The organism is Pseudomonas sp. B21-054, assembly GCF_026016345.1.
GTDB lineage: Bacteria > Pseudomonadota > Gammaproteobacteria > Pseudomonadales > Pseudomonadaceae > Aquipseudomonas.
Genome location: NZ_CP087204.1, coordinates 1,286,773 through 1,311,527, shown reverse-complemented (window position 1 = coordinate 1,311,527; position 24,755 = coordinate 1,286,773). Strand labels below are relative to the sequence as shown.

Annotated in this window: 22 protein-coding genes; 11 read left to right on the top strand and 11 right to left on the bottom strand. The window is 61.0% G+C overall.

The features are described 5' to 3' along the window. Window positions 1-13 precede the first annotated feature (13 nt). Window positions 14-724 (bottom strand): tellurite resistance TerB family protein, encoded by a 711-nt coding sequence (locus LOY70_RS05725; protein WP_265034070.1) that lies wholly within the window; start codon window positions 722-724, stop codon window positions 14-16. A gap of 178 nt (window positions 725-902) precedes the next feature. Here LOY70_RS05725 and LOY70_RS05720 point away from each other — a divergent pair, with 178 nt between their 5' ends. From LOY70_RS05720 to LOY70_RS05680, 9 genes are all read left to right on the top strand, one after another. Beyond that, window positions 903-1,817: a LysR family transcriptional regulator gene (locus LOY70_RS05720; protein WP_265034069.1), complete on the top strand. Its 915-nt coding sequence runs from the start codon at window positions 903-905 to the stop codon at window positions 1,815-1,817. A 210-nt stretch (window positions 1,818-2,027) separates the two neighbouring features. Further along, window positions 2,028-3,485 carry a gamma-aminobutyraldehyde dehydrogenase gene (locus tag LOY70_RS05715; protein ID WP_265034068.1) on the top strand — a complete coding sequence of 486 codons (1,458 nt, stop codon included), beginning with the start codon at window positions 2,028-2,030 and terminating at the stop codon, window positions 3,483-3,485. 88 nt (window positions 3,486-3,573) lie between these two features. Continuing rightward, a complete protein-coding gene (gene ydcS / locus LOY70_RS05710; protein WP_265034067.1) occupies window positions 3,574-4,725 on the top strand; it encodes a putative ABC transporter substrate-binding protein YdcS in 1,152 nt (383 codons plus the stop codon). A gap of 204 nt (window positions 4,726-4,929) precedes the next feature. Further along, complete coding sequence (locus tag LOY70_RS05705) at window positions 4,930-5,964, top strand: ABC transporter ATP-binding protein (RefSeq protein ID WP_265034066.1); 1,035 nt, start codon at window positions 4,930-4,932, stop codon at window positions 5,962-5,964. A 1-nt stretch (window position 5,965) separates the two neighbouring features. Next, window positions 5,966-6,913 carry an ABC transporter permease gene (locus LOY70_RS05700; protein ID WP_123415541.1) on the top strand — a complete coding sequence of 316 codons (948 nt, stop codon included), beginning with the start codon at window positions 5,966-5,968 and terminating at the stop codon, window positions 6,911-6,913. Beyond that, a complete protein-coding gene (locus LOY70_RS05695; protein WP_123342593.1) occupies window positions 6,903-7,721 on the top strand; it encodes an ABC transporter permease in 819 nt (272 codons plus the stop codon). Before LOY70_RS05700 ends, LOY70_RS05695 begins: the two co-directional genes overlap by 11 nt. Window positions 7,722-7,888: 167 nt before the next feature. Continuing rightward, the gene (locus LOY70_RS05690) at window positions 7,889-9,313 is read left to right on the top strand and encodes a gamma-aminobutyraldehyde dehydrogenase (protein ID WP_265034065.1); all 1,425 of its coding nucleotides are present in this window, start codon (window positions 7,889-7,891) and stop codon (window positions 9,311-9,313) included. A gap of 143 nt (window positions 9,314-9,456) precedes the next feature. Then, window positions 9,457-9,720, top strand: a complete 264-nt coding sequence (locus LOY70_RS05685) for a CopG family ribbon-helix-helix protein (RefSeq protein WP_265034064.1) — start codon at window positions 9,457-9,459, stop codon at window positions 9,718-9,720. Further along, on the top strand, window positions 9,683-9,982 hold the full coding sequence (locus LOY70_RS05680; protein WP_265034063.1) for a type II toxin-antitoxin system RelE/ParE family toxin: 300 nt from the start codon (window positions 9,683-9,685) through the stop codon (window positions 9,980-9,982). Before LOY70_RS05685 ends, LOY70_RS05680 begins: the two co-directional genes overlap by 38 nt. Before the next feature lie 47 nt (window positions 9,983-10,029). Here LOY70_RS05680 and LOY70_RS05675 read toward each other — a convergent pair whose 3' ends face one another. Next, window positions 10,030-10,215, bottom strand: a complete 186-nt coding sequence (locus LOY70_RS05675) for a hypothetical protein (RefSeq protein ID WP_123342596.1) — start codon at window positions 10,213-10,215, stop codon at window positions 10,030-10,032. 362 nt (window positions 10,216-10,577) lie between these two features. Between LOY70_RS05675 and LOY70_RS05670 the strand changes: the two genes are divergently transcribed. Next, window positions 10,578-12,203 (top strand): glucan biosynthesis protein D, encoded by a 1,626-nt coding sequence (locus tag LOY70_RS05670; RefSeq protein WP_265034062.1) that lies wholly within the window; start codon window positions 10,578-10,580, stop codon window positions 12,201-12,203. A 180-nt stretch (window positions 12,204-12,383) separates the two neighbouring features. On the opposite strand, the gene LOY70_RS05665 is transcribed toward LOY70_RS05670, so the two are convergent. The 3 genes from LOY70_RS05665 to LOY70_RS05655 all read right to left on the bottom strand — a co-directional run bounded on the left by LOY70_RS05665 (window position 12,384) and on the right by LOY70_RS05655 (window position 16,197). Continuing rightward, window positions 12,384-13,490, bottom strand: coding sequence for an NADH:flavin oxidoreductase/NADH oxidase (locus LOY70_RS05665; RefSeq protein WP_265034061.1), 1,107 nt, complete (start codon window positions 13,488-13,490; stop codon window positions 12,384-12,386). Between the two features lie 285 nt (window positions 13,491-13,775). Continuing rightward, window positions 13,776-15,485 carry a single-stranded-DNA-specific exonuclease RecJ gene (recJ, locus tag LOY70_RS05660; protein WP_265034060.1) on the bottom strand — a complete coding sequence of 570 codons (1,710 nt, stop codon included), beginning with the start codon at window positions 15,483-15,485 and terminating at the stop codon, window positions 13,776-13,778. A gap of 169 nt (window positions 15,486-15,654) precedes the next feature. Then, entirely contained in the window at window positions 15,655-16,197 is a 543-nt protein-coding gene (locus tag LOY70_RS05655; RefSeq protein WP_123415532.1) for a YaeQ family protein, read from the bottom strand. A 147-nt stretch (window positions 16,198-16,344) separates the two neighbouring features. Between LOY70_RS05655 and LOY70_RS05650 the strand changes: the two genes are divergently transcribed. Continuing rightward, window positions 16,345-17,544, top strand: a complete 1,200-nt coding sequence (locus tag LOY70_RS05650) for a CaiB/BaiF CoA transferase family protein (RefSeq protein WP_265034059.1) — start codon at window positions 16,345-16,347, stop codon at window positions 17,542-17,544. Between the two features lie 290 nt (window positions 17,545-17,834). On the opposite strand, the gene LOY70_RS05645 is transcribed toward LOY70_RS05650, so the two are convergent. The 6 genes from LOY70_RS05645 to xerD all read right to left on the bottom strand — a co-directional run bounded on the left by LOY70_RS05645 (window position 17,835) and on the right by xerD (window position 24,726). Then, a complete protein-coding gene (locus LOY70_RS05645) occupies window positions 17,835-18,122 on the bottom strand; it encodes a DUF3509 domain-containing protein (protein ID WP_265034058.1) in 288 nt (95 codons plus the stop codon). Window positions 18,123-18,308: 186 nt separating this feature from the next. Next, window positions 18,309-19,679 carry a transporter substrate-binding domain-containing protein gene (locus LOY70_RS05640; protein ID WP_265034057.1) on the bottom strand — a complete coding sequence of 457 codons (1,371 nt, stop codon included), beginning with the start codon at window positions 19,677-19,679 and terminating at the stop codon, window positions 18,309-18,311. A gap of 120 nt (window positions 19,680-19,799) precedes the next feature. Continuing rightward, window positions 19,800-21,209: a threonine synthase gene (gene thrC / locus LOY70_RS05635; RefSeq protein WP_265034056.1), complete on the bottom strand. Its 1,410-nt coding sequence runs from the start codon at window positions 21,207-21,209 to the stop codon at window positions 19,800-19,802. 146 nt (window positions 21,210-21,355) lie between these two features. Further along, complete coding sequence (locus LOY70_RS05630) at window positions 21,356-22,660, bottom strand: homoserine dehydrogenase (protein WP_123415528.1); 1,305 nt, start codon at window positions 22,658-22,660, stop codon at window positions 21,356-21,358. A 137-nt stretch (window positions 22,661-22,797) separates the two neighbouring features. After that, window positions 22,798-23,529, bottom strand: coding sequence for a DsbC family protein (locus LOY70_RS05625; protein ID WP_025212045.1), 732 nt, complete (start codon window positions 23,527-23,529; stop codon window positions 22,798-22,800). 300 nt (window positions 23,530-23,829) lie between these two features. Further along, on the bottom strand, window positions 23,830-24,726 hold the full coding sequence (xerD, locus tag LOY70_RS05620) for a site-specific tyrosine recombinase XerD (protein ID WP_123342607.1): 897 nt from the start codon (window positions 24,724-24,726) through the stop codon (window positions 23,830-23,832). Between the last annotated feature and the right edge of the window lie 29 nt (window positions 24,727-24,755).

Sequence of the window (24,755 nt, the reverse complement as noted above, 5' to 3'; positions counted from 1 at the left end):
GACTGTTGCTATTTTATTGGGCCGCCTGCCGCACCTGCTTTTCCAGTTCTGCCTTCAACCCTGGTTCCAGCTTGAGTTGGCGCGCCAGTTCATCGAGGTAGGATTTCTCCATGAAGCTCTCCTCGTCCACCAGCATCACACTGGCGATGTACATTTCCGCGGCGATTTCCGGGGTGCTGGCAGCACGGGCGACGTCGACGGGGTCCAGGGGCTTGTTGAGTTCGGCGTGCAGCCAGTGTTGCAGCTCCTGGTCATTGTCGAGCTTGGTGAATTCACCTTCGATCAACTGCCGCTCACGCTCGTCCACATGGCCATCGGCCTTGGCCGCCGCCACCAGCGCCTTGAGGATCGCCTGGCTGTGCTGCTCGACCTGCGCCGGGGGCACGCGGTCCAGGGTCTGCGGTTCGGTTTTCGGTGCGGTGCCCTGTTGGGCCTGCCAGTTGCCATAGGCTTTGTAGGCGATCACGCCCAAGGCGGCCAGGCCGCCATAAGTCAGGGCCTTGCCGCCAAAGTTGCGTGCCTTCTTATTACCCAGCAACAGGCCCATGGCGCCGGCGGCCAGCGCTCCGCCACCCGCGCCGGAGAGCATGCCGCCCAAGTTGCCGGAGCCGCCGAGCAACCCGCCCAAACCACCGGACGACTTGCCTTGGGAACCGCCAGTCTTGTTCTGCAACATTTCCTGACCGGACTTGAGTAGCTGATCGAGCAATCCACGAGTGTTCATTTGCTGCCTCCACGCATTCGGGTAACCGGATCATTAAGGCCACCAGCCTAGAACGAAAGTGCCCGGCGTCTTCGGCAAGAGTGCTTCGAGATGTTGCCTGAGGCGCAATGACTGTCCTTGAAAAAAAACGATATACACTCCAACCCATCGATAAAAGTCGCCCACCGGATATTCGTCCATGATGACCCTGCGCCAGATCCGTCATTTCATCGCCGTGGCCGAAACCGGCTCGATCTCCGCCGCTGCGCAAACGGCGTTCATCTCCCAATCCACCTTGACCCTGGCCATCCAGCAGCTGGAACAGGAAATCGGCGTCGGCTTGTTCAATCGCCACGCCAAGGGCATGACTCTGACTCACCAGGGGCATCAGTTCCTGCGCCAGGCTCATTTGATCCTGGCCACCGTCGACAACGCCAAGCGCAGCCTGCAGCAAAGCACCGACCAGGTGGCCGGCCACGTCACCATCGGGGTCACCAGCCTGGTCGCCGGTTATTACCTGGCGGATCTGCTGACCCGCTTCCAACGCGCCTATCCCAATGTGGAAATCCGCGTCATGGAAGACGAACGGCCGTACATCGAGCATTTATTGGTCAGCGGTGAAATCGATGTCGGGGTGCTGATCCTGTCCAACCTGGAAGACCGCCACGCCTTGCAGACCGAGGTGCTGACCCATTCACCCCACCGCTTGTGGCTGCCAGCCCAGCATCCACTGCTGGAGCACGACAGCATCAACCTGGCCGACGTGGCCCGCGAGCCACTGATCCAACTGAACGTCGATGAAATGGACCGCAACGCCCAGCGCCTGTGGCGCGGCGCCGGGCTGCAACCGAAGATCTCGTTGCGCACCGCCTCGACCGAAGCCGTGCGCAGCCTGGTGGCGGCGGGACTGGGGGTGTCGATCCAGCCGGACATGACCTACCGCCCCTGGTCGCTGGAAGGCGACATCATTGAGGCGCGACCGATCGCCGACCTCAGCCAGACTCTCGACGTCGGCCTGGCCTGGCGCCGAGGCACGGCACGACCGACACTGGTCGACCCGTTCTTGACCGTTGCCCGGGAACAACCCCACGGCGGCCGCAAGCCATCTATTTAATCGAATGTAGCCTTGAGTATTTAGAATTTGTCGGCTTTACGGCTGAACACTAGTCTTGCTGCATCACCACAATCCATTGTGGGAGCGAGCTTGCTCGCGATGGCGGTCGATCAGTTGATATTAATGCTGCCTGTCACACCGCTATCGCGAGCAAGCTCGCTCCCACAGGTTCTGTGTTTCAACCAATATCTATAGAAAGAGAACGCGAACATGGCTGGCACGCAAACTCCGTTGTGTACCGCGTTGCTGATCGACGGAGAACTGGTCGCGGGCCAGGGCGTTGTCGAGCCTATCCTCAATCCGGCCACTGGCGAAGTACTGGCTCAGATTGCCGAAGCCAGTACCGAGCAGGTCGAAGCCGCGATCCTGGCGGCCCACAGCGCCTTCGACGGGTGGTCGCGCACCACCCCGCAACAACGCTCGAACCTGCTGCTGGACATCGCCAGCGCCATCGAAAAAAACGCCGACTACCTGGCCCGCCTGGAATCCTTGAACTGCGGCAAGCCGCTGCATCTGGCGCGCCAGGATGACCTGAGCGCCACGGTGGACGTGTTCCGCTTCTTTGCCGGCGCCGTGCGCTGCCAGACCGGCCAACTCAGCGGTGAGTACCTGCCCGGCTACACCAGCATGGTGCGCCGCGACCCGATTGGCGTGGTGGCGTCCATTGCACCGTGGAATTACCCGATCATGATGGCCGCGTGGAAAATCGCCCCGGCCCTGGCTGCTGGCAATACGCTGGTGTTTAAACCGTCGGAACACACACCGCTGTCAATCCTGGCCCTGGCGCCGACACTGGCGCAGATCCTGCCACGGGGCGTGATCAACATCCTCTGTGGGGGCGGCGAAGGCGTCGGTAGCCATCTGGTCAGCCATCCCAAAGTGCGCATGGTTTCGCTGACCGGCGATATCGTCACCGGGCAGAAGATCCTCCAGGCCGCCGCGAAAACCCTCAAGCGCACGCACCTGGAGCTGGGCGGCAAGGCACCGGTGATCGTGTGCAACGACGCCGACCTCCAGGCGGTGGTCGAAGGCGTGCGCAGCTACGGTTATTACAACGCCGGGCAGGACTGCACCGCTGCGTGCCGGATCTACGCCCAGGACGGGATTCATGACCGCCTGGTGGCCGAGCTCGGCGCGGCGGTCAGCAGCCTGCGCTTTGCCGGCAAGCGCGATGCCGACAATGAAATCGGCCCACTGATCAGCACCCGCCAGCGCGACCGCGTCGCCAGTTTTGTCGAGCGCGCCCTCGGCCAGCCGCACATCGAACGCATCACTGGCGCGGCGGTGCATTCCGGCGCCGGTTTCTATTACCAACCCACGCTGCTGGCCGGCTGCAAGCAAAGCGACGAAATCGTCCAGCGCGAGGTGTTCGGCCCGGTCGTCACCGTGACCCGTTTCGACGAACTCAGCCAGGCGGTGGACTGGGCCAACGACTCCGAATATGGCCTGGCCTCCTCGGTGTGGACGCAGAACCTGGACAAGGCCATGCAGGTGGCGGCGCGGCTTCAATACGGCTGCACCTGGATCAACAGCCATTTCATGCTGGTGAGCGAAATGCCCCACGGCGGCCTGAAACGCTCGGGCTATGGGAAGGATCTGTCCAGCGATTCGCTTCAGGACTACAGCGTGGTGCGCCACATCATGGCCCGCCACGGCCAGCATCTGTAGATAACAGCACTACGCTAATAACAGCCATTCATGGCGCTTTATCTCGTTCAAACACTGCCCCGACATAATTAAAGCAAGAGGGATTCCCATGTACGCGCACAAGACCGCATTGCTCAGTGCAATCACCACGGCGCTGCTGACCAGCGTCAGCCTCCAGGCCGCCGAACCGCTCAAGGCCGTTGGCGCTGGCGAAGGCCAACTGGATATCGTCGCCTGGCCGGGTTACATCGAACGAGGCGAAAGCGACAAGGCCTACGACTGGGTGAGCGGTTTCGAGAAGGAAACCGGTTGCAAGGTCAACGTGAAAACCGCCGCGACGTCCGACGAAATGGTCAGCCTGATGACCAAGGGTGGCTACGATCTGGTCACCGCCTCGGGCGACGCCTCGTTGCGGCTGATTGCCGGCAAGCGCGTGCAGCCGATCAACACCGCGCTGATCGCCAACTGGAAGAATCTCGACCCGCGCCTGAAGGATGCACCGTGGTACGTGGTCAACCAGCAGACCTATGGCACCCCGTACCAATGGGGCCCGAATGTGCTGATGTACAACACCGAAGTGTTCAAGCAGGCGCCCACCAGTTGGAGCGTGCTGTTCAGTGCCCAGGACCTGCCCGACGGCAAGCCGAACAAGGGCCGCGTGCAAGCTTACGATGGCCCGATCTACATCGCCGACGCGGCGCTGTACCTCAAGAGCGCCAAGCCTGAGCTGGGCATCAAGGACCCCTACCAACTCGACGAAGCGCAATACAAGGCCGTGCTGGAACTGTTGCGGGCCCAGCAACCGTTGATCCATCGCTACTGGCACGACACCACCGTGCAAATGAGCGATTTCAAGAACGAAGGCGTGGTGGCGTCCGGCGCCTGGCCGTATCAGGTCAACGGCCTGATGAACGAAAAACAACCGATCGCCTCGACCATTCCGAAAGAAGGCGCCACCGGCTGGGCCGATACGACGATGCTCCACGCCGAGGCCAAGCATCCCAACTGCGCATACAAATGGATGGACTGGTCGCTGCAACCGAAAGTCCAGGGGGACGTGGCTGCCTGGTTCGGCTCCTTGCCTGCGGTACCTGCGGCGTGCAAGGGCAGCGAACTGCTGGGCGCCGAAGGTTGCAAGACCAATGGCTTCGACCAGTTCGACAAGATCGCCTTCTGGAAAACCCCACAGGCCGAGGGCGGCAAGTTCGTGCCGTACAGCCGCTGGACCCAGGACTACATTGCGATCATGGGTGGGCGTTAACCGCAGCCGAACACTGCTTTTGTGGCGAGGGGATTTATCCCCGCTGGGGCGCGAAGCGCCCCCAAAACTAACGCCTCTGACTATCAGGCAGACGGAGTCTACTGCTTTGGGGCTGCTTCGCAGCCCAGCGGGGATAAATCCCCTCGCCACAGGTCCATGCCCGATAACTCAGAACACAAGCCCCGCTTTATGGAGCACCGCACCATGACGCTTGCAGTCCAATTCACCCAGGTCTCCCGTCAGTTTGGCGAAGTGAAGGCCGTTGACCGGGTTTCCATCGACATCCAGGACGGCGAGTTCTTTTCCATGCTGGGCCCCTCCGGCTCAGGCAAGACCACTTGCCTGCGGCTGATCGCCGGGTTCGAACAACCCAGCGCCGGTTCGATCCGCATCCACGGCGAAGAAGCCGCCGGGTTGCCACCCTATCAGCGCGACGTCAATACGGTTTTCCAGGATTACGCCCTGTTCCCACACATGAATGTGCGCGACAACGTGGCCTACGGCCTGAAAGTCAAAGGCGTTGCCAAGGCCGAACGCATCCAGCGCGCCGATGAAGCGCTGGAGATGGTCGCCTTGGGCGGCTACGGCGAGCGCAAGCCGGTGCAGCTGTCCGGCGGCCAGCGCCAGCGCGTGGCCCTGGCCCGTGCGCTGGTCAATCGCCCACGGGTGTTGCTGCTGGACGAACCCCTGGGCGCCCTCGACCTGAAGCTGCGGGAGCAGATGCAGGGCGAGTTGAAGAAACTGCAGCGCCAGTTGGGCATCACCTTCATTTTCGTCACCCACGACCAGACCGAAGCCCTGTCGATGTCCGACCGCGTGGCGGTGTTCAACAAGGGCCGCATCGAACAGGTCGATACCCCACGCAACCTGTACATGAAACCGGCGACCACCTTCGTCGCCGAATTCGTCGGCACCTCCAACGTGATTCGTGGCGAACTGGCCCGGCAACTGAGCGGTTATCCACAGCCGTTCTCGATCCGCCCGGAACACGTGCGTTTCGCCGAAGGCCCGTTGGCCGGTCATGAAATCGAAGTCCGCGGCCTGCTTCACGACATCCAGTACCAGGGCAGCGCCACACGCTATGAATTGAAGCTTGAGAACGGCCAGACCCTGAACCTCAGCCAGGCCAACACTCAGTGGGTCGACACCGGCGCCCAGCACCAGACCGGCCAGCAACTGACGGTACGCTGGGCCCGCGAGGCAATGATCGCGCTGCATGACACCGTCGGCGAGGTGTGAAATGAACACCCTGGCCATGACTCAAACGCCTACGCCCGGCTCACCGTTGCGACGTTTCTCCAACCTGCTGTACCGACGGCCCAACCTGTACCTGTCGATGTTGCTGGTGCCGCCGCTGATCTGGTTCGGCGCAATCTACCTGGGCTCGCTGCTGACCTTGCTGTGGCAGGGCTTCTACACCTTTGATGACTTCACCATGGCGGTCACGCCCGACCTGACCCTGGCGAATTTCACCGCGCTGTTCCAGCCCTCGAACTTCGACATCATCTTGCGCACCTTGAGCATGGCCATCGTGGTGTCCATCGCCAGCGCCATCGTCGCCTTCCCGATCGCCTACTACATGGCGCGCTACACCAGCGGCAAGACCAAGGCGTTTTTCTACATCGCGGTGATGTTGCCGATGTGGGCCAGTTATATCGTCAAGGCCTATGCCTGGACGCTGCTGCTGGCCAAGGGCGGCGTGGCCCAGTGGTTCGTCCAGCACCTGGGCCTGGGACCGGTGTTGCAGTTCGTACTGGGGATCCCAGGCGTGGGCGGCAGTACGCTGTCCACCTCACACCTGGGGCGCTTCCTGGTGTTCGTCTACATCTGGCTGCCGTTCATGATCCTGCCGATCCAGGCCTCCCTGGAGCGCCTGCCACCGTCGTTGCTGCAAGCTTCGGCGGACCTGGGCGCCAAGCCGCGGCAGACGTTCATGCAGGTGATCTTGCCGCTGTCGATCCCCGGCATTGCCGCCGGCTCGATCTTCACCTTCTCGCTGACCCTGGGGGATTTCATCGTGCCGCAACTGGTAGGCCCACCGGGCTACTTCGTCGGCAGCATGGTCTACGCCCAGCAAGGCGCCATCGGCAACATGCCCATGGCCGCGGCGTTCACGCTGGTGCCCATCGTGCTGATCGCCATCTACCTGTCTATCGTCAAGCGCCTGGGGGCTTTCGATGCACTCTGACTCTCAAGACCGGGCCTCGTGGGGCTTGCGGATCGCGGCCTGGGGCGGGCTGGTTTTTTTGCACTTCCCGATCCTGATCATCTTCCTCTACGCCTTCAACACCGAAGACGCGGCGTTCAGCTTTCCGCCCAAGGGCCTGACCCTGAAATGGTTCAGCGTCGCCTTCTCGCGTCCGGATGTACTGGAGGCCATCAAGCTGTCGCTGCAGATCGCGGCCATCGCCACGCTGATCGCCATGGTGCTCGGCACGCTGGCCTCGGCGGCCCTGTACCGCCGGGACTTCTTCGGCAAACAAGGCATCTCGCTGATGCTGATCCTGCCGATTGCCCTGCCAGGGATCATCACCGGCATTGCGCTGCTGGCGACCTTCAAGACCCTGGGCATCGAACCGGGCATGTTCACCATCATCGTCGGTCACGCGACGTTTTGCGTGGTGATTGTCTACAACAACGTCATCGCCCGTCTGCGGCGTACGTCCCACAGCTTGATCGAGGCATCGATGGACCTGGGTGCCGACGGCTGGCAGACCTTTCGCTACATCATCCTGCCCAACCTCGGCTCGGCACTGCTGGCCGGTGGGATGCTGGCCTTCGCGCTGTCGTTCGATGAAATCATCGTCACCACCTTCACCGCCGGCCACGAACGCACGCTGCCGCTGTGGCTGCTCAACCAGCTCAGCCGCCCTCGCGACGTGCCGGTGACCAACGTCGTGGCGATGCTGGTGATGATCGTGACAATGCTGCCGATACTCGGCGCCTATTACTTGACCCGTGGGGGTGAGAGCGTGGCCGGTAGCGGCGGGAAGTAGCCCCTTTTTCGCCTTGTACAAAAGGGCTTTTGTGGGAGCGAGCTTGCTCGCGATGACTGACGAACACTCAACACACGTGTCGACTGTAAGACCGCTATCGCGAGCAAGCTCGCTCCCACAGGGATCGGTTCCAGCAGACACATAACTGTTTCGATGAGGACAAAGCCATGCAAACCAAACTGCTGATCAACGGCCACCTGGTAAACGGCGAAGGCCCCGGCCAAGCCGTGTTTAACCCCTCGCTGGGGCGAGTGCTGGTGGAAATCAACGAGGCCAGCGAAGCCCAGGTCGATGCCGCCGTCCGTGCGGCCGACAGCGCCTTCGACAGCTGGTCGCAGGTTGCGCCCAAGGACCGCGCCCTGTTGCTGCTCAAACTGGCTGACGCCATCGAAGCCCACGGCGAGGAGTTGGCGAAGCTGGAGTCGGACAACTGCGGCAAACCCTTGAGCGCCGCGCTGAACGACGAGATTCCGGCGATTGCCGACGTGTTCCGCTTCTTCGCTGGCGCCAGTCGCTGCATGAACGGCTCGGCCGGCGGCGAATACCTGCCGGGGCACACGTCGATGATCCGCCGCGACCCGGTGGGGGTCATCGCCTCCATCGCGCCGTGGAACTACCCCTTGATGATGGTCGCCTGGAAAATCGCCCCAGCCCTGGCCGCCGGCAATACCGTGGTGCTCAAGCCGTCGGAACAAACCCCGCTGACTGCGTTGCGCCTGGCGGAATTGGCGTCGGAAATTTTCCCGGCGGGCGTACTCAACGTGGTGTTCGGCCGTGGACCAACCGTGGGCCAGCCGCTAGTCACCCATCCGAAAGTGCGCATGGTGTCGCTCACCGGCTCCATCGCCACCGGCTCGAACATCATTTCCAGCACCGCCGACAGCGTCAAGCGCACGCACATGGAACTGGGCGGCAAGGCCCCGGTGATCATTTTCAACGACGCCGACATTGACGCGGCCGTGGAAGGCATCCGCACCTTCGGTTTCTACAACGCCGGCCAGGACTGCACCGCCGCCTGCCGCATCTATGCCCAGCAAGGCATTTACGAGCAGTTTGTCGAGAAGCTCGGCGCCGCGGTGGGCAGTATCAAGTACGGCCTGCAAACCGCGCCCGACACTGAAATGGGCCCGCTGATCACCGCCCAGCACCGTGACCGCGTCGCTGGCTTCGTCGAACGGGCCATCGCCCAGCCGCATATCCGCCTGATCACCGGTGGCAAGACCGTGGACGGCAACGGGTTCTTCTTCGAACCGACGGTACTGGCCGACGCCCAGCAGGACGACGAAATCGTCCGTCGGGAAGTGTTCGGTCCGGTGGTGTCCGTCACGCCGTTCCTCGACGAAGCACAAGTGTTGGCTTGGGCCAATGAGTCAGACTACGGCCTGGCGTCATCGGTGTGGACCGCCGACGTCGGCCGCGCCCATCGCCTGGCGGCGCGCCTGCAATACGGCTGCACCTGGGTGAACACCCACTTCATGCTCGTCAGCGAAATGCCCCATGGCGGTCAGAAACATTCCGGCTATGGCAAGGATATGTCGATGTATGGGCTGGAGGACTACACGGTGGTGCGGCATGTGATGTTCAAGCATTGAATGCAAGACAACGTTGGCAACACATACTCGCGGTTGCCCTGCGTTGGTGCTGCTAAGGTTTTCGTCAATCGGTGCACGACCGCGGTTGACGGAAATCCTGGCAGCGCCTAGGTTGTCTACAACGTATACACCAGGAGATCGCCATGGCCTCGCCCGTTTTGTCCTTTCGTGTGGAAGAAGGTCTGGCCCAACAGCTGGATTTGTTGGCTGCCGCCACCGACCGCGACCGTCAATACCACCTCAAGCGTGCACTGGTTCGATATATGGAGGCCGAGTCCTGGCATCTGCAAGCCATCAGCGAAGGCATAGCAGATGCCGATGCTGGAAATCTGACCGATCTGGATGCCGTGAAGGCTAAGTGGGCAAAGCGTGCCGAGCATCGTATTGACCGACAAAGCACAGAGTGACCTCGACTTGATTCATGAACACTACCAAACCGTCATCGGCACGGAAGGCGCTGACGATGTCATCACCACCATTCTGGAAACGCTGCGACAACTGCAGCGCTTTCCCGGCTCGGGCCGTCCTTCGGTCGTTCCCGATATTCGGGAACTGGTGCTGACACGTTATCCTTTCGTTGCGCCTTACCGGCTCATGCATGGGCAATTGCAGATCTTGCGCATACTGCATCAACGCAGCGAACGTCCCCAGGACTGGTCGGAGGGATGATATCGGCCGGCTCCCCCTTTGCTCCGGCCGCTCACCGCAACGACTATTCAAAACCTCGAAACACTCCTCATCGCATCCACCAGGTAGCGCATGGCAATCCGGTCGTTTTCCGACAGCTCTCGATAGCGCTCCACCAGTCTTAATTCCTCCAGGCTGAGTCGCCGTGTCCTGCGCGCATTGATCAGGCCTGGAAAGATCCCCAGCATTTCGGTAATGCCCTGTATTTTCGTCATGAACGTTGCCCTTCTGTACGTCGAATTGACTTGATAGCGCCTTCGCAGCCCCGGTTAACGGTCTATCAAGCTAAAGAATAGGGAGGTTTCATACCGTGAAAAGGGATTTTTAGAGTAATTAGTCAAAAAAGGCAGGAATCCGCATAAAAAAAGAAATAACTGTAAGAAAATTTGACCAGGCCACGCTTTCTTCGCTCTCAACGCCTGCATATCCCCTATGATTTTGCGCCTCGGTGAACCGATCCAGCTCTCAGGTATCTGTTCTAACGTCTGTTCGCGTTTGGCCAAAGGCATGTCCGAACTCCTTCATCAATCTTTGTGGCCAGGAACGGCTCGGGATTGTTTCGAGAAAGGTTGTATTTATGCACCGCAGGAATCTGCTCAAGGCCTCCATGGCCTTCGCCGCCTACACAGGGCTTTCGGCCTCCGGGCTCATGGCCGCACGTGCCTGGGCTGCTGACCAGACTGCCGACGGCGAAGCCCGTCCCTTCGACTTCAACGCCCTGAAAGACCAGGCCCGGCAATTGGCCGCAAGCCGCTACGTCGACACCAAGCAAGTCCTGCCGCAAACCCTGGCCCAGATGTCGCCCCTGCAATTCAACGCGATCCAGTACGACGCCAACCACTCGTTGTGGAATGAGCTGGACGGTCAGCTGGACGTGCAGTTTTTCCACGTAGGCATGGGCTTCAAGCAGCCAGTGCGCATGTACAGCGTCGACCCCAAGACCCGCCAGGCCCGTGAGGTGCACTTCCGCCCGGAGCTGTTCAACTATGAGAAAACCACGGTCAACACTTCGCAGCTGACGGGCGACCTTGGGTTCTCCGGTTTCCGGGTGTTCAAGGCGCCGGAGCTGGATCGCCACGACATCCTTTCGTTCCTGGGGGCCAGTTATTTCCGCGCCGTGGACGCCAGCGGCCAGTACGGGCTGTCAGCCCGGGGATTGGCGATCGATACCTACGCCAAGAAGCGTGAGGAGTTCCCGGACTTCACCAAGTTCTGGTTCGAAACCCCGGAAAAAAACAGCACGCGCTTCGTGGTCTACGCGCTGCTCGACTCCCCCAGCGCCACTGGTGCCTATCGGTTTGACATTGATTGCCAGCCGACCCGCGTAGTGATGGAGGTCGATGCGCACATCAATGCCCGTACCGCCATCGAGCAACTGGGTATCGCCCCCATGACCAGCATGTTCAGCTGCGGCACCGTCGAGCGGCGCATGTGCGACACCATTCACCCGCAAATCCACGATTCCGACCGGCTGGCCATGTGGCGCGGCAACGGCGAGTGGGTCTGCCGTCCACTGAACAACCCCGCCACCCTGCAATTCAATGCCTTCGCCGACAAGAATCCGAAGGGCTTCGGCCTGGTGCAGACCGACCATGACTTTGATAGCTACCAGGACACCGTGGACTGGTACAGCAAGCGTCCCAGCCTGTGGGTCGAGCCGACGACGGCGTGGGGCGAAGGCTCTGTCGATTTGCTGGAAATTCCTACGACCGGCGAAACCCTGGATAACATCGTCGCGTTCTGGACCCCGAAAAAACCGGTGGCCGCGGGTGACTCGCTGAACTATGGCTACAAGCTCTACTGGAGCGCCCTGCCACCGGTGAGCACCGACCTGGCCCATGTCGACGCGACCCGTTCGGGCATGGGTGGCTTCATCGAAGGCTGGGCGCCGGGTGAGCATTACCCGACCGTCTGGGCACGGCGTTTCGCCGTGGACTTCAGCGGCGGTGGCCTCGACCAGTTGCCACCAGGCACCGGCATCGAACCGGTGGTGACCTGCTCCCACGGCGAAGTGAAGGACTTCAATGTGCTGGTGCTGGATGCGATCAAGGGTTACCGCATCACCTTCGACTGGTACCCGACCGACGACCGCGTGGACCCGGTGCAGATGCGCCTGTTCATTCGCAGCAAGGACCGGACCTTGAGCGAGACCTGGCTGTACCAGTACTTTCCGCCGGCACCGGATAAGCGTAAGTATCCCTGAGCGTTATCCAGCGCCTGGACTGGCCCCATCGCGAGCAAGCTCGCTCCCACACGGGATCTGTGGTTACAGAAATCCCTGTGGGAGCGAGCTTGCTCGCGATGGGGCGAGTACAGGCACCGAACATTTCAGCCAGATAAAAAAAGCCCCGGCCAACACGACCGGGGCTTTTTTATCCCTCACTCAATCGCGCAAATCAGACTCATGAATCGGCTGGTCCCGATGCGTGGCCCGCTGGTACTGCGCCGGCCATGTGGCCTTGCGTCCACCCAGGTCATCATCGGCATGCAGGGCCCAGTATGGATCGCGCAGCAATTCCCGGGCGAGGAAAATGATGTCGGCCTGACAGGTGCGCAGGATGTGCTCGGCCTGGGCCGGTTCGGTAATCATGCCGACCGTGCCAGTGGCGATTTCCGACTCCTTGCGCACCCGTTCGGCAAAGCGTGTCTGGTAACCCGGGCCGGTGGGAATTTCCGCATTGGCGGCAGTGCCACCCGATGACACATCGATCAGGTCCACCCCCACCGCCCTGAACCGTCGCGCCAGTTCCACGGTTTCATCCGGGTTCCAACCGTCCTCGACCCAATCGGTGGCAGAGACGCGAACGAACACCGGTAGCTCCTCGGGCCAGACGGCCCTCACCGCTTCGGTCACTTGCAGCACCAGGCGGATACGGTTTTCGAACGAGCCGCCGTATTGGTCGCGCCGCTGGTTGCTCAAGGGCGACAGGAATTGATGCAGCAGATAGCCATGAGCCGCGTGGACCTCGACCACTTTGAAGCCGGCCGTGAGGGCGCGCTTGGCCGAGGCCACGAACGCCTGGATAACCCCGGCGATCTGCCCTTCGTCCAGTTGGACGGGCTGGGTGTGCTGCGGGTCAAAGGCAATCGGCGATGGGCCGACTGGGAGCCAACCACCATCCTCGGGTTTCACGCTGCCGTGCTTGCCCAGCCACGGCCGCCAGGTGCTGGCCTTGCGCCCGGCATGGGCCAGCTGGATGCCCGGCACGGCCCCTTGGGCGGTGATGAAGCGGGTGATGCGTTGCAACGGTTCGATCTGTTCATCGTTCCACAACCCCAGGTCCTGGGCGGTGATACGGCCATCAGCGGTGACAGCGGTGGCTTCGGTGAACACCAGGCCGGCACCGCCCACGGCGCGGCTGCCAAGGTGCACCAGGTGCCAGTCGTTGGCCAGGCCATCGGCGCTCGAGTACTGGCACATCGGCGACACCGCGATGCGATTGGGTAGGGTCAATTGGCGAAGGGTATAGGGTTCCAGCAGCAGACTCATGGGGCACCTCTCGAATCAGTGGGCAGGCTCCAGGGTTCTGTTTGAAAAGTCGACGAGTGACAAAAGGTGCAACACCCGCCCCCGCGGGCAAATAAATTCGACAAGACGTCACAAGGGCTATCAAGCAGTGCTTAGAGCCTAGTCGACAACCTGGAAGGAGGGAGGGTTCAGAACTTAAAAACGGCAGGGTAGCCAGATTGCTCTATTCGGCCGGATTACTTTGTGGCGAGGGGATCTATCCCCTCGCAACAGCACAGTATTCCCACAGTAACTAACCGCTAAAGCCTAGCGCGGTTCGATATGAGCGATCATCAACTGCACCGTTTCCTGGCCGCGGAACTCGTTGAGGTCGAGCTTGTAGGCCAGTTCGACCCAGCGCACCGTAGGGTTTGGCCAGATTTCGCGGTCGATGCCGAAGGCGATGCCATCGAGCTTCACCGAACCGCATTCACTCTTGAGCACCACCTTCAGATGCCGCTCGCCCACCACCCGCTGTTCGACCAACTGGAACACGCCGTGGAACATCGGCTCGGGAAAATGTTGGCCCCAGGGCCCGGCGTGGCGCAGCGCCCGGGCCAGCTCGAGATGGAATTCCTCCACTGCCAGGGTGCCGTCCGACAACAGACGCCCGGTCAGGTCTTCTTCACGCAACTGCCGGCGCACTTCCGCGTCGAACGCCTCGGCGAACAACGGGAAATTGGCTTGCGGCAAGGTCAGGCCCGCCGCCATGGCGTGACCGCCGTACTTGCTGATCAGAGTCGGATGTTGCGCCGCCACCACGCTCAGCGCATCGCGAATGTGAAACCCCGGCACCGAGCGCCCCGAGCCCTTGAGCAGGCCGTCCCCGGCATCGGCAAAGGCGATGGTCGGGCGGAAATAGCGCTCTTTCATACGCGAGGCAAGGATACCGATGACCCCCTGGTGCCACTGTGGATCGAACAGGCACAAACCGAACGGCATCGACTCCACCGGCAAGTCCTTGAGCTGGGCCAAGGCTTCGCGCTGCATGCCCTGCTCGATGGATTTGCGATCCTGGTTCATGCCGTCCAGTTGCGCCGCCATCTCCCGCGCCAGGGCCGCGTCATCGGTGAGCAGGCATTCGATCCCCAGGCTCATGTCGTCCAGGCGCCCCGCCGCGTTCAGACGCGGGCCGAGGATAAATCCGAGGTCCGTGGAGGTAATGCGCGAATGGTCGCGCTTGGCCACCTCCAAAATGGCCTTGATGCCGGGACGGGCGCGCCCGGCGCGTATCCGTTCCAGGCCCTGATGGACAAGGATCCGGTTATTGGCGTCCAGGGGCACCACGTCGGCCACGCTGCCCAAGGCCACCAGGTCGAGCAGTTCGCCAATGTTCGGCTGGGGTTTGCTGGCGTACCAACCCAGGCTGCGCAGACGGGCCCGCAGCGCCATCAGCACATAGAAAATCACGCCGACCCCGGCCAGGGCCTTGCTCGGGAACTCACAGCCCGGCTGGTTCGGATTGACGATGGCGTCGGCCGCCGGCAGTTCGAGGCCTGGCAAGTGGTGATCGGTGACCAACACCTTGAGCCCCGCCGCCTTCGCCGCCGCCACGCCTTCCACGCTGGAAATGCCATTGTCCACGGTGATCAGCAACTGCGGCTCGCGGGTCAGGGCGACTTCGACGATTTCCGGAGTCAGTCCGTAACCGTATTCGAAGCGATTGGGCACCAGATAGTCGACATGGGCCGCCCCGAGCAGACGCAACCCCAACAGGCCCACCGTACTGGCCGTTGCGCCATCGGCGTCGAAGTCGCCAACGATCAGGATGCGCTGGCGTTGCTCCAGCGCCACCACCAGCAGGTCAACCGCCGCATCGATCCCCTTGAGTTGCTGATAAGGAATCAAGCGCGCCAGGCTCTTGTCCAGTTCAGCCTCGGACTGCACACCACGCGCAGCGTATAGGCGGGTCAACAGGGGCGGCAGGTCACCGAGAAACGGCAGGGTGTCGGGCAGTTGGCGGGGTTCTATGCGCATGGGGTGAAGGACATTTCTCTGGATAATCGTGAAAATTCTGGCAAGGGAGCTTGTGTGGGAGCGGGTTTGCTCGCGAAAGCGGCGGCACATTCAACATAAATGCAAACTGATCTGCCGTATTCGCGAGCAAGCCCGCTCCCACAATGAGTTCACTTGATGCCGGGGCGGATCAACCGCGTTCGCCCAGCAACCATTGCAACTGGACTTCATGCTGGCCACGGTCGTCGGTCACGAAAATCGTGCCCTCGCTGATCATCACATCCCACTTGATCACGCGAGGCATGTCCTGGGCCAGGGTTTCCAGCACTTCCTGGGGCACAGAGGCAATGTTGACGTTCTTCAGGTTCTTGACGGCCGGGATCACCTTGCCTTCCCAGACGCGCAGGCTACCGTAGGCCAGCAGGCTGGTGCGCTCGGTGCGGCGCGAGCACCAGGTCAGGCGATCGGCGTCGGGCTGGCCGACTTCGATCCAATGCAGCACACGGTCATCCAGGCTTTTTTCCCACAGCGCAGGTTCATCGACGTCTGACAGACCACGACCGAATGCCAGCAGTTCGTTGTACCAGAATGCGTAGGCCAGCAAACGCACAGTCATGCGTTCTTCGGTTTCCGAAGGATGGCGGGCAATGGTCTGCTTCACGCTCTCGTACACACTGCGGTCGAGATCGGTGAGGTTCAGTTCAAACTTATAGGTCGTGGACGGCTGGGCCATGAACGGGCTTCTTGATACAGAGAAAGGCGGCAAGTCTAACCGATGACGCGGGCAATCCACGAATTGCCGACCATCAACCTGCGGCGACAGCGGTTGGCCTATGATAAAACGCTCTATTCGTTCTGCCTTTGCCTTACAGGATCGCTCATGTCGCTTACTGCCAAACCCCTTGCCGGCGTCAAAGTCATCGAACTCGGTACCTTGATCGCCGGGCCTTTTGCCTCGCGTATCTGCGGTGAATTCGGTGCCGAGGTGATCAAGGTCGAATCGCCTGACGGCGGCGACCCGTTGCGCAAGTGGCGCAAACTTTACGAAGGGACATCGTTGTGGTGGTTCGTCCAGGCGCGCAACAAGAAATCCCTGACCCTCAACCTCAAGCACCCAGAAGGCCTGGCGATTCTGAAAAAACTGATCGGTGAAGCCGACATCCTGATCGAGAACTTCCGCCCCGGCGTGTTGGAAAAGCTCGGCCTGGGCTGGGACGTACTGCACGCACTGAACCCCAAGCTGGTGATGGTGCGGCTCTCGGGCTTCGGCCAGACCGGACCGATGAAAGATCAGCCCGGATTCGGCGCAGTGGGCGAGTCCATGGGCGGCCTGCGCTACATCACCGGGTTCGAGGACCGTCCGCCAGTGCGCACCGGGATCTCCATCGGCGATTCGATCGCCGCCCTCTGGGGCGTGATCGGCGCGCTGATGGCCCTGCGTCACCGCGAGGTCAACGGTGGAACCGGACAAGTGGTCGATGTGGCCTTGTACGAGGCGATTTTCGCGATGATGGAGAGCATGGTGCCGGAGTTCGACGTGTTCGGTTTCATCCGCGAGCGCACCGGCAATATCATGCCCGGCATCACTCCGTCGTCCATCCACACCAGCGCCGATGGCAAACACGTGCAGATTGGCGCCAACGGCGACGCGATTTTCAAGCGCTTCATGCAGATCATCGGCCGTGACGACCTGGCCAATGATCCGCAACTGACCAGCAATGATGGTCGCGACAGCCGCCGCGATGAGCTTTACGGGGTCATTGATCGCTGGGTCAACTCGCTGCCGCTCGATGCCGTCCTTGAGCAGTTGAACCAGGCCGGAGTGCCGGCCAGCCGGATCTTCAGCGCCGAAGATATGTTCAGCGACCCGCAATTCCTCGCCCGTGAAATGTTTCTGCAGGCCAAGCTGCCGGACGGCAAGGCGTTCAAGATGCCGGGGATCGTACCGAAGCTCTCCGACACACCGGGGACCTCCGAATGGGTCGGGCCAGCGTTGGGTGAGCACAATGCGCAGGTACTCGGGGAGCTTGGCTACGATGCGCAGCAGATCGCCCGACTGCGCACCGACGGGGCCATTTGACGCGTCATAGGGGATCTGCCTGAACGAAAACCGCTGTCCACTGAAGATCAACTGTGGGAGCGAGCTTGCTCGCTCCCACAAGGGTTCAGCGCTGCTCAGTAGCAGAACGGGCCAAAAACCTTGAACGCCGGACAAAAAGAAACCCCGAGAAGTGGGGAGACGACTCGGGGTTAAACGTGACCATATTTGAGGTCAGTACAACAAGCGACAAGCACCGGAGCACAATGCTCGCTCTTGCTGGTAAAAGGTCTGACTCACGGGGACGTAAGAAGGTTCCCACAAAATCTCGCTCAATTCGGGATGGCCATCGCCTTGTTGCGCGCCAGATTACGTAGTGCCGCAATCACACAGGGCTCCAGGCGGCCTTCGGCAATCAGTACATCGCGGTGCAGGCCATCGACCACGTCCGTCAATTGGCGCTTGTCGGTCAATTGGGCCTGGTTGAACACCCGCTCGACCATGATGCTCCCCACGGTATTCTTCAACGTCACCAGGCATTCGCCCTTGGCGCCGAAGGGAGTCAGCGTGACTTGATACGGGCTCAAAGCCTCACCCAGCAATAGGCTGATACTTTCCATTCACTCACCCTTCAATAGTCCGAAAACAACTGCATGTTCACAGTAAGTGACCGTGGGCCACAGCAGAAAGTTCGACAGCGCACCGAACCGGCGCGCCTCGAACCTGTTCAACCGAGCATGCGCGTCCAATATGACAGGGAAACAACAACCTTCACTCGAAACCATTTTCGTCGCGACCAGTCCCGGTCAAGCCAAGAGCTTGTCGGTGCGGCTCCAGCGGCGCCCTACATCGATCCATCCGCCCAGGATTCCGCGCAACTGCCCATCGGCGCCGTAGAAAGGCACCGACCAGTGGTAGATTTCGCGCAATCCGCCGCTGAACATCAACTGACGGTCGACGAATCGGGACTGGCCGGTTCGCAATTGCTCCATCACCTCCCCGTGCAGCAGCTCGGCGGTAGCCGGCGGGAACGTCGGGGAGTCAGTCAGCCGCCTACCCCGCAGCTTTTCGAAGCGCGTCGCCAACTGGTCTTCGTAACTCTTGTTGCACATGATCAGGCGCCCTTCGAGATCACGGATGAAAATCGGGTCGGGAATGGCATCCATCAGGGCTCTCTGGAGCACCAATTGGTCCTTGAGGACCGCCTCGGCCTTGAGACGCTGATCGATCTGTATCTTCAGGCGACGATTCCACAACAGGGACAGGAAGCCGAACAACACGACCACGGTCACGCACCAGTAGCCCCAACGGGACATCCGCAACCAGATCGATGGCGCCTGGTTGGGGGCGATACCCGCCATCCACTTGGCGCGCAGGGCGCGCATGTCCTCGGCCGGGAAGACTTCCAGCGCTTTATTCAAGATACCGAGCAACAGAGTCAGGTCTTGGCGCACCGCCAGGTAGTCTGGTTCCCACTTGCCCTCAAGACCACTTCCTACCTGCAACTGTCCAGCCGGATACAGATGCACCCCCGTTTCATTTTCAATGGTGGCATAGGCCTCCCGGCTCTCCACCAGCGCCCTAGCCTCTCCATACGTCTTGGTCGTGCGCAATTCGATGGCCGGGTAGTCCCGCCTGATTTCCGCTTCCAAGGCATGCCGTGCCGGCAACGCCAGGACCTTGCCCTCAAGCTGCTCCAGCGAATGGAGTACCGACTCCCCGTCACGGCCGACGAACACCCAGCCGGAACCGCCAAACGCATGGCTGAAACTGAGGAAATCCCGGCGCTCATCGTTCATCGCCAGGAGAGTCGTCATATCGGCCTCGCCATTCTCCAGCATCGTCAGTAGCTGACCCGGGGAGAACGACTCGCGATGCACGAACTCAAGACCCGTCATTTGCGCAATGCGCTGGAGAATTTCATGGTTCAGCCCGTCCCACTGCCCCCGTTCGTTCTTGAACAGGTACAGCGGAAACTGCATTGAAGCGACGATGACCCGCGGGTTTTCCTTGATCCACTTCAATTCCTGCGCATCCAGCACCAGTTGCTTGCCGGGGTCGAGCGGCGGCGTTTCGAAGGTCGCCAATTGTGCCGCATTGCCCCCCTGCCCCCAATACATCAGGGTCAGCCCTATCACCCAGCCCAGCGCTGGTTTTCCTTTGGTAAAAAACAACATCTGCATTTCCTTCGAGATGACTCGCCCGTCCCTCCAAGGGCGAAAACCCGGCCAGTTTGGCATGCAGAAACAAAAAAGCCCGTCAGGAGACGGGCTTCAAAATGTGACAGGTTTCAGCGGTTAGAGTGGCTTGCCGCGGTTACCATGCTGGCTGACAAAGGCCTGCACGGCTTTCAGGTCATTAGGCAACACGGTGCAACGCTCATCTCGCTCAAACAAATCAGAAAGATGTGCAGGTAGCTCAAGTGCTTTTCCTACGCCCGCCTTCTGCACCGCTTCCGGAAACTTAACCGGATGCGCGGTGCCCAGGATCACCATCGGAATATCCAGGCTGCGACGGCACTCACGGGCGGCTCTCACGCCGATAGCGGTGTGCGGATCGAGCAATTCACTGCTCTGTGCAAACACTTCGGCAATGGTTTCGCAGGTTTGCGCGTCGTCCACTGCCAGGGAGTCGAACAGCTTGCGGGCTTCGGTCCAGCGCTCAGGCTCGACGCTGAAACCGCCTCCCTGCCGGAAGCTGTCCATCAGGCCGGCAATCGCCGCGCCATTGCGACCGTGCAGGTCAAACAGCAGGCGCTCGAAGTTCGACGACACCATGATGTCCATGGACGGCGACAGCGTGGCGTGCAGGGTTTCCTTGACGTACTGGTTACCGCTCATGAAGCGATGCAGGATGTCGTTGCGATTGGTGGCGACGATCAATTGATTGATCGGCAGCCCCATGTTGCGCGCCAGGTAGCCGGCGAAGATATCGCCGAAGTTGCCGGTAGGCACCGAGAACGACACGGAACGGGCCGGGCCACCCAATTGCAGGGCCGCGTGGAAGTAGTAAACGATCTGGGCCATGATCCGCGCCCAGTTGATCGAGTTCACCGCCACCAGCCGCGTGCCCTTGAGGAAACTCTGGTCGGCAAAACTGGCCTTGACCATCTCCTGGCAGTCATCGAAATTGCCTTCGATGGCAATGTTGTGGATGTTATCGCCGAAAATCGTCGTCATCTGCCGACGCTGCACTTCCGAGACACGGTTGTGCGGGTGCAGGATGAAAATGTCGACGTTCTCGCAATGCTTGCAGCCTTCGATGGCGGCCGAACCGGTGTCGCCAGAGGTGGCACCGACAATGACCACACGCTCGCCACGCTTCTGCAGCACGTAGTCCAGCAGGCGACCAAGCAGTTGCAGGGCGAAATCCTTGAATGCCAGGGTCGGGCCGTGGAACAGCTCCATCACCCATTCGTTACCGTTGAGCTGACGCAGCGGTGCGATGGCGTTGTGGGAAAAGACGCCGTAGGTCTCTTCCAGAATCTTCTTGAAGTCGGCGTCCGGGATGCTGCCGGCGACGAACGGGCGCATCACCCGGAAGGCCAACTCGTGATATGGCAGGCCGGCCCAGGAGGCGATTTCTTCCTGGGTGAAACGCGGCAGGCTTTCCGGCACGTAGAGGCCGCCGTCCGTGGCCAGGCCGGCCAGCAGGACATCTTCGAAATTCAGGGCCGGTGCCTGGCCGCGGGTGCTGATATAGCGCATAAGGGCAAACCTTCGGTTTGAGCTTCGAGCTTCAAGCTACAAGCTACAAGTTAAAAGCAGCCGGGCTTTTGCTTGTAGCTTGCAGCTCATGGCTTGCAGCTGTATTGATTTAACTTGCAGCTTTTAGCTTGGAACTTGCAGCTGCTTCAATTCAAATGCTCGACGCGGATACGGACCACCGGACCCACGACGCCCTGCAGGGCCTCCAACGCCGCAATCGCGTCGTTGATGCGCTGCTCGATCACACGGTGGGTCAGCAGGATCATCGGCACCAGGCCGTCGTGCTCCTCGACTTCCTTCTGCATGATCGACTCGATGTTGATACCGCGCTCCGAAAGAATGCTCGCCACCTGGGCCAGGACGCCCGGATGATCCTTGGCCTGGATACGCAGGTAGTAGGCACTTTCGCACGCTTCGATCGGCAGAATCGGATGATCCGACAACGAGTCCGGCTGGAAAGCCAGGTGCGGCACACGGTTTTCCGGATCGGAGGTCATGGCGCGAACCACATCCACCAGATCGGCCACCACCGAGGAGGCCGTCGGCTCCATACCGGCACCTGCGCCATAGAACAGGGTCGAGCCGGCGGCATCGCCATTGACCATCACCGCATTCATCACGCCGTTGACGTTGGCGATCAGGCGGTCGGCCGGGATCAGCGTCGGGTGTACGCGCAGCTCGATGCCGCTGGCGGTGCTGCGAGCCACGCCCAGGTGCTTGATGCGGTAGCCCAAGGCTTCGGCGTAGTTCACGTCAGCGGTGGTCAGCTTGGTGATGCCTTCGGTGTAGGCCTTGTCGAACTGCAGCGGAATACCGAAGGCGATGGACGCCAGGATGGTCAGTTTGTGCGCCGCGTCGATGCCTTCCACGTCGAAGGTCGGATCGGCTTCGGCATAACCCAGGGCCTGGGCTTCGGCGAGCACGTCTTCGAAGGCGCGACCCTTCTCGCGCATTTCGGTCAGGATGAAGTTACCGGTGCCGTTGATGATCCCGGCCACCCAGTTGATGCGGTTGGCGGACAGGCCTTCACGGATCGCCTTGATCACTGGAATACCACCGGCCACGGCGGCTTCGAACGCAACGATCACGCCCTTCTCGCGAGCCTTGGCGAAAATCTCATTACCGTGAACAGCGATAAGCGCCTTGTTCGCGGTGACCACATGCTTGCCATTCTCGATGGCCTTGAGTACCAGCTCGCGGGCAACGGTATAGCCGCCCATCAGCTCTATGACGATGTCGATCTCAGGGTTCGTGGCCACTTCGAAGACATCGTTGGTAATCGCAATACCGGTCGTCTGGAACTGAGGCTTTGGCGTGCGCATGGCAATTTGTGCCACTTCGATTCCACGCCCGGCACGACGAGAAATTTCCTCGGCGTTGCGCTGAAGTACGTTGAAGGTGCCGCCACCGACGGTACCTAACCCACAGATGCCTACTTTGACCGGATTCACTCTTGACTCCCCATGAAACGGCCGACGCAAGGTCGGCCGTGAAATACAGCCACGCAGTAACGCGACTCAGTGTTTAACGGCCCGACGAAGGTTTTCGCCGAGCCGAGATCTTCAGAAACTGACCGCCCATGATCATTTCATTTCGCGCCAAGGGCCAGTTTGGCCACTTGTGGCGCCGGCTGGTAGCCCGGAATTACCTGACCGTCCGCCAAAACAATCGCTGGCGTACCGTTCACACCTATTGACTGTCCGAGGGCGAACTGCTTGGAAACCGGGTTCTCGCACTTGGCGGCCTTGATTTCCTTGCCGTCGACCATTTTGTCCATGGCCGCTTTCTTGTCCTTGGAACACCAGACCGCCTGCAACTGTTCGTCACCCGGCGAGCCCAGGCCCTGGCGCGGGAACGCGACGTAACGCACTTCGATACCGCGCTTGTTCAGCTCCGGTACTTCGGCATGGAGCTTGTGGCAATACGGGCAGGTAGTGTCGGTAAACACCGTGATGTGGGACTTGGTTTCACCCACCGCAGGGTAAACCACGGTTTCGGCAACCGGAATGCCGTTGATCAGTTTGGAAATGCCCTGGCGCTCGGTGATCTCGGTGAGATTGACCGGCTTGCCGTCCTTGAGCTCGAACAGGTTGCCCTGGACGATGTACTGGCCGTCGGCGCTGGCGTAAAGCACGCGGCTGCCCTTGAGCTTGACCTCGTACAGGCCGGACATGGGGCTGGCGGAGATGGTTTCGATCGGCACTTCGAGCTGAAGGTTTTCCAGGCTCTTGCGGATAGCCTTGTCGGCCGCGTCGTCGGCGATGGCAAAGGTACTGGCCAACGCAATGGCGGCGGCGGTGAACATCTGGATCAAACGCATGGGGACTCCTGAGGCGAACAAATGGGACGGGGAAACGCCGACCCGCAGATTCGGGTTCCGGCCGCCCACTGTGCAAACCGGCAAAGCCTACCACATAAGGCCCGCGTGACCGAATGCCGCTGACGCACGACGTTTTGTAAGCACATACAGGATTGATGTCGGCTGACACGCCGTCATCGCGAGCAAGCTCGCTCCCACAGGGATTTGTGGTGGACGCACAATTGCGGCCCGGCACAGTTCCAAAATGTGGGAGCGAGCTTGCTCGCGATGGCGTCAGCATTGACAACATCGCGGCAGATGTCAGCCACGCGGGTGATGCTTGGCATGCAAGTCCTGCAACCGCGCCCGGGCCACATGGGTGTAGATCTGGGTGGTGGACAGGTCGCTGTGGCCCAGCAGCATCTGCACCACGCGCAAGTCGGCGCCGTGATTGAGCAGGTGCGTGGCGAAGGCATGGCGCAAGGTGTGGGGTGAGAGGGACTTGCCGATCCCGGCCACCTTGGCCTGGTGCTTGATGCGGTGCCAGAAGGTCTGGCGGGTCATCTGCTCGCCGCGCAGGCTTGGGAACAGTACGTCGCTGGGGCGCCCACCCAGCAGTTCATGGCGGGCATCGCGCATGTAGCGCTCGACCCAGACGATGGCCTCTTCCCCCATGGGCACCAGGCGTTCCTTGCTGCCCTTGCCCATCACGCGCAACACGCCCTGGCGCAGGTTGACCTGCTCCAGCGTCAGGCTGATCAACTCAGTGACCCGCAGGCCGCAAGCGTACAACACCTCCAGCATGGCCCGGTCGCGCTGGCCGATGGCTTCGCTGAGGTCCGGCGCCGCCAGCAATGCCTCCACATCGGCTTCCGACAGGGACTTGGGCAGCGGACGACCCAATTGCGGCATTTCCACCCGCAAGGTCGGATCCACCGCGATCAGCTTTTCCCGCAGCAAATAGCGATAAAACCCACGTAGACCGGAGAGAAACCGTGCAGTGGATCGGGGCTTGTAGTTCTGCTCCAAACGCCACGCCAGGTGATCGAGGATCAACTCCCGCCCAGCGTTGGGCAGCTCCAGGCCTTTTTCCTGCAGCCAACCGTTGAACAGGGCCAAGTCACTGCGGTAAGCGTCGCGGGTGTTATCGGACAGGCCCTTCTCCAACCATAGGGTGTCGAGAAACTGGTCTATCAGCGGGTGATCGATGGCTGGCATAAAAACTCATGGAAGATGCGAACACGGGC

Coding starts and splice junctions, on each gene's coding strand:
- LOY70_RS05645 (WP_265034058.1), bottom strand. CDS start 18,122: ATGGAAAGTATCAGCCTATTGCTGGGTGAGGCTTTGAGCCCGTATCAA.
- LOY70_RS05690 (WP_265034065.1), top strand. CDS start 7,889: ATGCAAACCAAACTGCTGATCAACGGCCACCTGGTAAACGGCGAAGGC.
- LOY70_RS05650 (WP_265034059.1), top strand. CDS start 16,345: ATGTCGCTTACTGCCAAACCCCTTGCCGGCGTCAAAGTCATCGAACTC.
- LOY70_RS05695 (WP_123342593.1), top strand. CDS start 6,903: ATGCACTCTGACTCTCAAGACCGGGCCTCGTGGGGCTTGCGGATCGCG.
- LOY70_RS05665 (WP_265034061.1), bottom strand. CDS start 13,490: ATGAGTCTGCTGCTGGAACCCTATACCCTTCGCCAATTGACCCTACCC.
- ydcS (WP_265034067.1), top strand. CDS start 3,574: ATGTACGCGCACAAGACCGCATTGCTCAGTGCAATCACCACGGCGCTG.
- LOY70_RS05640 (WP_265034057.1), bottom strand. CDS start 19,679: ATGTTGTTTTTTACCAAAGGAAAACCAGCGCTGGGCTGGGTGATAGGG.
- LOY70_RS05670 (WP_265034062.1), top strand. CDS start 10,578: ATGCACCGCAGGAATCTGCTCAAGGCCTCCATGGCCTTCGCCGCCTAC.
- LOY70_RS05685 (WP_265034064.1), top strand. CDS start 9,457: ATGGCCTCGCCCGTTTTGTCCTTTCGTGTGGAAGAAGGTCTGGCCCAA.
- thrC (WP_265034056.1), bottom strand. CDS start 21,209: ATGCGCTATATCAGCACCCGCGGCCAGGCACCGGCCCTGAATTTCGAA.
- LOY70_RS05700 (WP_123415541.1), top strand. CDS start 5,966: ATGAACACCCTGGCCATGACTCAAACGCCTACGCCCGGCTCACCGTTG.
- LOY70_RS05715 (WP_265034068.1), top strand. CDS start 2,028: ATGGCTGGCACGCAAACTCCGTTGTGTACCGCGTTGCTGATCGACGGA.
- LOY70_RS05625 (WP_025212045.1), bottom strand. CDS start 23,529: ATGCGTTTGATCCAGATGTTCACCGCCGCCGCCATTGCGTTGGCCAGT.
- LOY70_RS05675 (WP_123342596.1), bottom strand. CDS start 10,215: ATGACGAAAATACAGGGCATTACCGAAATGCTGGGGATCTTTCCAGGC.
- recJ (WP_265034060.1), bottom strand. CDS start 15,485: ATGCGCATAGAACCCCGCCAACTGCCCGACACCCTGCCGTTTCTCGGT.
- xerD (WP_123342607.1), bottom strand. CDS start 24,726: ATGCCAGCCATCGATCACCCGCTGATAGACCAGTTTCTCGACACCCTA.
- LOY70_RS05720 (WP_265034069.1), top strand. CDS start 903: ATGATGACCCTGCGCCAGATCCGTCATTTCATCGCCGTGGCCGAAACC.
- LOY70_RS05655 (WP_123415532.1), bottom strand. CDS start 16,197: ATGGCCCAGCCGTCCACGACCTATAAGTTTGAACTGAACCTCACCGAT.
- LOY70_RS05725 (WP_265034070.1), bottom strand. CDS start 724: ATGAACACTCGTGGATTGCTCGATCAGCTACTCAAGTCCGGTCAGGAA.
- LOY70_RS05705 (WP_265034066.1), top strand. CDS start 4,930: ATGACGCTTGCAGTCCAATTCACCCAGGTCTCCCGTCAGTTTGGCGAA.